5 protein-coding genes are annotated in these 7172 nt (G+C 27.8%); 1 reads left to right on the top strand and 4 read right to left on the bottom strand.

Going from position 1 to position 7172, the window contains the following annotated elements; translation table 11 throughout:
- Positions 1-698: 698 nt before the first annotated feature.
- The gene (locus Q0F58_RS08495) at positions 699-1874 is read left to right on the top strand and encodes a cation diffusion facilitator family transporter (RefSeq protein ID WP_294375000.1); all 1176 of its coding nucleotides are present in this window, start codon (positions 699-701) and stop codon (positions 1872-1874) included.
- 295 nt (positions 1875-2169) lie between these two features.
- Here Q0F58_RS08495 and Q0F58_RS08500 read toward each other — a convergent pair whose 3' ends face one another.
- From Q0F58_RS08500 to Q0F58_RS08515, 4 genes are all read right to left on the bottom strand, one after another.
- On the bottom strand, positions 2170-4227 hold the full coding sequence (locus tag Q0F58_RS08500; protein WP_294375005.1) for a M13 family metallopeptidase: 2058 nt from the start codon (positions 4225-4227) through the stop codon (positions 2170-2172).
- A 221-nt stretch (positions 4228-4448) separates the two neighbouring features.
- A complete protein-coding gene (locus Q0F58_RS08505; protein ID WP_294375008.1) occupies positions 4449-5171 on the bottom strand; it encodes an amino acid ABC transporter ATP-binding protein in 723 nt (240 codons plus the stop codon).
- Entirely contained in the window at positions 5158-5817 is a 660-nt protein-coding gene (locus Q0F58_RS08510) for an amino acid ABC transporter permease (RefSeq protein ID WP_294375011.1), read from the bottom strand. Before Q0F58_RS08510 ends, Q0F58_RS08505 begins: the two co-directional genes overlap by 14 nt.
- A 20-nt stretch (positions 5818-5837) precedes the next feature.
- On the bottom strand, positions 5838-6656 hold the full coding sequence (locus Q0F58_RS08515; RefSeq protein WP_294375015.1) for an ABC transporter substrate-binding protein: 819 nt from the start codon (positions 6654-6656) through the stop codon (positions 5838-5840).
- Positions 6657-7172: the final 516 nt, after the last annotated feature.

Raw genomic sequence — 7172 nt, forward strand, 5'->3', positions numbered from 1 at the left:
GCCCCAATATTTTGATTCAAAATATTATCCTGTCAATCTTTATATCATTTTTCAATAATTCTTAATGAAAATTTATTTACAGTTAAATCTTGATTAAGGATTATTTACTCAATATTAGCACTGCATTACATGTCAATTGACAACATACAATTGACAATTAAAGATAAAAATCTTTGCAAGATTTTTTAATATTTTTATATGTGAAGATTTTTCATATCAGCATAAAAACCAAAAATAATTCAACATAGTAGTATAATACAAATAAGTATATATACTATATATCGGTTTGACTTATACAAAATTATAATTATAAAATATCCACATACATAAGTTAAATCTTAATCTTTCAATATATATTATAAATTCAGCAAACATATTTTTCTTATTGTTAATTAAAATTACAAATATTAACTTTTAATTTATTAAATAATTATCTCATTTTACACATCTATGGTAAAATATAATTTAAATATATGTTCCAATTTACAATGTACAATGAACAATTGTCAATGAAAGATGAAATCTTTTCAAGATTTCTTTAATATTATGTAGTTCTATCGTTTAAAAATACATATCTATATATTTATGGATAATCATTCACTCTTTTCTATGCCTGCTGAATATAATTATAACACATTAAACTAATACTATAAATAACTATGACTTATTTTAATCATTATATGAAAGGATGATATATTGTGTTATCAAAACTATTAGTAAATAGATTTATTAGAAATCATGATGATGTAAAAAATGAAAAAGTACGAAATTCTTATGGCTTTTTAGGAGGAATTATTGGTATTTTCATAAATTTTTCCCTGTTTGTAATCAAACTCTCTGTCGGATTAATTACTGCCAGTATATCTGTAACAGCAGATGCATTTAATAATCTGTCTGATGCTGCTTCATCTCTAATTACGATAATTGGTTTCAAACTTTCAAGCATGCCGGCTGACAAGGAACATCCATTTGGCCATGGAAGAATCGAATATATTTCTGCTTTAATTGTAGCCTTTATGGTAATGCTTGTTGGTATTCAGTTTATAAAATCATCTTTTGAGAAAATAATAAACCCTGAAAATGTCACTTTTGAACTCATACCATTTATATTACTTCTTATATCAATACTTCTAAAAGTGTGGCTTTCAAGATTTAATAAATATATTGGAAATATAATAGATTCTTCAGCTTTAAAGGCTGCTTCTGTTGATGCTCTAGGTGATGTTTTCACTTCAAGCTGTGTAGCAATTTCATTTTTAGCTTCCAAATTCATATCATTTCCAATTGATGGCTATATGGGTATGGCAGTAGCATTGTTCATTGTATATTCAGGATTTTCCCTTATAAAAGAAACTTTAAATCCCCTTCTTGGAGAAGCTCCTGATCCTGAACTTGTAGAATCAATAATATCAAAAGTATCATCTTATGATAATATACTAGGGACTCATGATCTTATAATCCACAATTATGGCCCAGGAAAATGTATGTGCTCAATTCATGCTGAAATCCCTAGTGATATGAATATTGTTAAAATACATGAAATAATTGATAAAGCTGAAAGAGAAATATCTGCTGAGCTTAACATATATCTTGTAATTCATATAGACCCTGTTTATGTAATTGAAGGAGAAGTAAAAGAAGTTTATGAATATCTTACTGATTTTATAAAAACATTTGATTACGTAGATTCAATTCATGATTTCAGAGTTGTCAGTGAGGGTACACACAAGAATATCATTTTTGATATAGTGATAAATACATCAAAAAAAGTTTCAATAGATGATGATGAAATAAAATCAAAAATTTCTGAACACATTGAAAAGCTCAATTCTAATTACAGAACAATCATAACTGTTGACAGAAATTTTACTTAAAATATATATTAATTAAAAAATCACACTTGAAATTTATGCAATACAAAAGTATTAAGGATATCTGTAAAGATTTCCTCATTCATATATAATTATCAATTATGCATTGTTAATTTCAATATATATTATAATTTCTTAACTGATAAAATTACTGTATCATTCCAATTTCAAATCTATTAAAATCCCATTGATATTACTAGATTTGAGTTTTAAAAAATTCTATAATTTCTTGTACAAAATAGGACTGATGTTCTGCATCAGTCCTAAGTAATTTCTGATTATTTCATTAATCAACCATTTACCATAAAGGAGTAATTCTATATTCAGGCTTTACGTACATCTTGTCTCCTTCTTTTATGCCATAAGTATCATAAAACTTTTGGAATTGAGAAAGTACCACATTTACTCTTGCCTTATCTGGTGAATGTTCATCATTTTCAAGAGAATATTCATATGCTTCATCAGTTTTTACAGATCTATAAATTTTTGCATATGTTTCAAAAAATAATTTATAATCTACATCTTCATATTCTGATAATAAATCCATAATACATGCTATTCCCTCAATATCTGCAATATTTTCACATACAGTAAGCGTTCCGTCAATATATTTCCCTGGCAATCCTTCAATAAGATTATAATAATCTCTTATATAAACAACCCTCTTTTTGTATTCCTGAAAATTTTCTTCTGTCCACATATTCTTAACTTCACCATTTCCATCAAAAAATGCTCCTATTACATCTAAAGAGTGGCTTATTTCATGTGCAATTACAAATCCAATCCCAGCCATCTTCTTTTCTTTAGAATAATTTATGTCATACATTTCTGGCTGCAATATTCCTGGTGTTATAACAATAGTATTATTTAATATATGATATTCTGCAATTACATCCTGTGGAAGAATTAGATTAGTTATTTGATTTTTACTGAATTCCGAGTTCAACACTTCAATTTGATTATTTTTAGCTGCCATTGCAAGGCTCATAACATTATCTAAAAGATTTCCACCTTGAGAATATAACTTTATATCAGCTGAAGAATAATCCTGATTGCTGTTGGAATACCCTATATTTACATTTATCTTATTGAGTTTTTCTATAAATTGTGTCTTAGTAGTATCATCAAGCCAGCTACAATTATTTATTCTTTTTTTATAGTTTTCCATAATTTTATCTGCTATATTTTTTACATCCTCTTTTTCTTCATCAGTAAATACCCTGCTTTTAAACAATTTTCCTAATGATACTGGAAATAAAACATTTATCTTATCATAAGCTTCATCTTTCATTGAATCATATGATAAATCCATTCCAACCAATTCATTTAAAAAATCAAAATACAACTTGTCCATATCCTCTGAAAGATATCTTCCAGCAGCTTTTATAGTATTAAGTTTAAGATAATTCTTAATTAAATCCAAATTTTCTGAAGTCCATATATCATTTAACTTCTGAAGCCAGTCCATCTGAGATACTCTTATGCTTTTAACTGTGTCAATTTTTAATAATTTCATTATCTTTGAAGGCTCTATATTTGGTGCAATTTCATCAAGTCTTTCCAATGTCATTGATACATCATATCTGCTTTTATCCAAATTGCTTCTATCAGCTTCAGAACTCAAAATAGAATCTGCTAACATTTCTTCAAATTCGAATAATTCATTACACATATCTTCTGATTTCTTATCATCATATCCTGTCTGTTTTAAAAGAGCTGTATAGAATTTCCTTACTTTTGATTTATATTCCTTATTACTACTATCACTATCATCACTATATTTTTTTGAATCCAACATACTTAATGAAGTTGGTTCAATATATGCTTCGTAAGCATTTCCTTCTGGATTAACTTGTATATCAAATTGAATAAGATTTGTCAAAATGTCTATCTCTGAATCTCCCAGTAATTCTCTTAAAGAGTTCATATCATTAACAGAATCAATTTTATTAATATATTTTTTTAAAGGTTCTATTCCTTGTGAATTTCTCTCTTCAATGTTGAGATAGTTTAAGTAGAAATCTGCCATCTTTCTTTCATCACTATCTTCTCCATATTTGTTCTTATCAGAAATAAAATCCTCAAATTCCTGTCGTGTTATTTTATTGTTATTTTCTTTTATATCTCCAAACATGCTTTTTTCTGAATAAAGTTCGTTAATTTCATCTTTGGAATCTTTTATCCATTCTCCATTAACAGCTTCATAAAAATCATCCTGTGGTCTTACATCTGTTACATTTACAGTGCTTAAAATATTTTTATTTTCTGCTGCATATACATTTATTTGTGGAACAAATGCAGATACTGAAACAGCTATTGCAATAACTAAACTTAATATTTTTTTACTGCCTCTCATTTCTTACCTCTCTTAATGCTTTATTAAGTGCCTGAAAATCTTTGCTGCACTTAGTTCAATTATACTCTAAACAAGTGGGAAGTAATAGTTTTTTATCCAAAAATTAATTTTTAATTAAGAGTTAATTAAGTGGTTTTTAAAAAAGAACCATGAATATAAAAACACACTTCTACATTCATGATTCTTCTCAGTATATAACAATTATTATTCAATATTCATTTTTACAATACTTTAGATAAGAAATCTATAGTACGTGGATTCTTAGGATTTTTAAAAATTTCTTCAGGAGTACCTGATTCCAAAATTTTTCCCTGATCCATAAATATTATTCTATTTCCAACTTCTCTTGCAAACCCCATTTCATGAGTTACAACTACCATTGTCATTCCATCCTTTGCAAGATTTTTCATAACATTTAGAACTTCTCCAACCATTTCTGGATCTAACGCTGAAGTAGGTTCGTCAAACAGCATAACATCAGGTTCCATTGCAAGTGCTCTGGCTATCGCTATTCTCTGCTTCTGTCCTCCAGAAAGTGATGCTGGATAAGCATCTATTTTATCTTCAAGCCCAACTTTTTTTAATAGCTCTATTGCTTTCTTTTTTGCTTCTTCTTTAGATATCTTTTTTACTTTAACAGGTGCAAGACAGATATTTTCACATACTGTCTTATGTGGAAACAAATTGAACTGCTGAAATACCATCCCCATTTTTTCTCTCATCTTGTCTATATTTGTTTCCTTGCTTGTTATATCTTTGCCTTCAAAAGTTATCTGACCGCTTGTGGGTGTTTCTAAAAGATTAAGGCATCTTAAAAATGTACTCTTTCCAGAACCTGATGGACCTATTACAACCACAACTTCTCCCTTTGCAATATGTTCATCAATTCCTTTTAAGACTTCATTCTGTCCAAAACTCTTGTGCAGATCCTTAACGTATATCACTTGCCTTCATTCTCCTTTCAATACATCCTAAAGCCCTTGTTAATGTAAATGTCAATATAAAGTAAATTACTGCTGCAATTACTATAGGTTCAAGTCCTAATGCTGTATTTCCTCTTACAATTCCTGCATTGTACATTAATTCTGCAACACCAATAACTGATACCATTGAAGATTCCTTTACTACTGCTATGAATTCATTTCCTAATGCTGGAAGTATATTTTTAAATGCTTGTGGTATTACAACTTCGAACATAGCAAGTCTTTGATTCATTCCAAGACTTCTTGCTGCTTCCATTTGTCCTTTATCAACAGCTTCTATACCAGCTCTTATTATCTCTGAAATATAAGCTGATGAATTTAATGATAATGCAACTGCTCCTGTTGCCATATCTGGCAGATCCATTCCTATAAGTTTAGGAAGTCCTATATAGATTATATATATCTGAACAAGTAATGGAGTACCCCTTACAAATTCAACATACGCATTACCTATAAATTTCAAAATCTTAAATCTTGAACGTCTTAAAAGTGTAAGTGCAAGACCTAAAATCGTACCAAACAACACTGCAAAAAGAGCTAAAACTATTGTTATTTCTGTACCTTTAATATAAAATCCTAAATATTTTTGTAAAAATGAAAAATTCAAATATAATCGCTCCTAAACTTTTATTGTTCTGCTGCTAAATCATTGGCGTCTGAAACAAATTGAGTAATCTTATCTTCATCTTTTAATTTCTTTATAGTTTTATTAATTTCAGTCTGTAATTCAGTATCGCCTTTCTTTAATGCTATTGCAGATCCACCATCCTCATCTTTAACTACAAAATCTGCCATTGCAATACCATCATTTTTCTGACAGTTTATTTTAGCAACTCCTTCTTCAATTAAAATAGCATCAACCTTATTATTCTTTAAATCTAATACTAAATCAGTAACCTTGGCTAAAGATTTAATATCACCTTCATCAAAATTATCTTTTGCAATTCCTTCTTGAATAGATCCCTTTTGAACTCCGATTTTTTTACCTTTTAAATCATCAAATGACTTAACAGTTCCTTCTTCTCCACTTCTAAGAATGAAACGATGAGTTGCTTCATAGTATATATCTGAGAAATCAGCATTTTCTTTTCTTTCTTCTGTTGGAGTCATTCCTGCAAATACTATATCAACCTTGTCTCCTTGAAGTGCTACAAGAAGTCCATCAAAGTCCATATCTTTTATTTCAAGTTTTACCCCTAAATCATCTGCTAATGCTTGTGCTATATCAATATCAAATCCTTTGATTTCATCCTTTCCATCAACTGTTGCATGAAATTCATAAGGTGGATAATCAGCACTTGTCCCAACTACAAGTTTTCCATTTTCTTTTATCTTTTCTAATGATGTTTTATTTGTGCTAGTTCCAGCTCCACATCCTATCATTCCAACAGCTAATACTGTTGCTGCCACTGTTGCCACAATTTTTTTAAGTAATCCTGTTTTCATATGATAACCCCCTAAAGTTAAGTTATTTATTTTCTGTTTTTATTTGATAGTATAATTATACATATACTTATATATTTATTCAACATATTTTTTTATTTTTGTGTATAAATATTAAATTTATGCTTATTTTTTATTTTTAATATTCTAATATTTTGTAGTTATATAGAATGTAAAGTTTTTTACATTCTAATAAAGATAATGAATGATTGATTTTGACGAAATATAAATACCTTTTATATTTAATTTTTTTATAAATATATGTCACATAAATTTTATTATTCATCAATGCATAATTATTAAATTTTAATTGACAATGTATAATTGATAATTTGCAATGCATAATGAAAGCTTTAATTTTATACATATTGAATAGATTTTTAATTTTTCATTACATCATATATAAATACAAAATAATAAACGCCTAAAAAATTTAGACGTCTATTATTTTTCGCATTTTTTATTTAATTCTTCTTTATTATTGAAAGTATATGAAGAGCTCTTGTGCACATTATATAT

The organism is uncultured Clostridium sp. (assembly GCF_934754915.1).
In the GTDB taxonomy this organism is placed as follows: domain Bacteria; phylum Bacillota; class Clostridia; order Clostridiales; family Clostridiaceae; genus Clostridium.

Bases quoted from the DNA above. Each gene is read 5' to 3' on its own strand.
- Q0F58_RS08515 (WP_294375015.1), bottom strand. From the start codon at position 6,656: ATGAAAACAGGATTACTTAAAAAAATTGTGGCAACAGTGGCAGCAACA.
- Q0F58_RS08500 (WP_294375005.1), bottom strand. From the start codon at position 4,227: ATGAGAGGCAGTAAAAAAATATTAAGTTTAGTTATTGCAATAGCTGTT.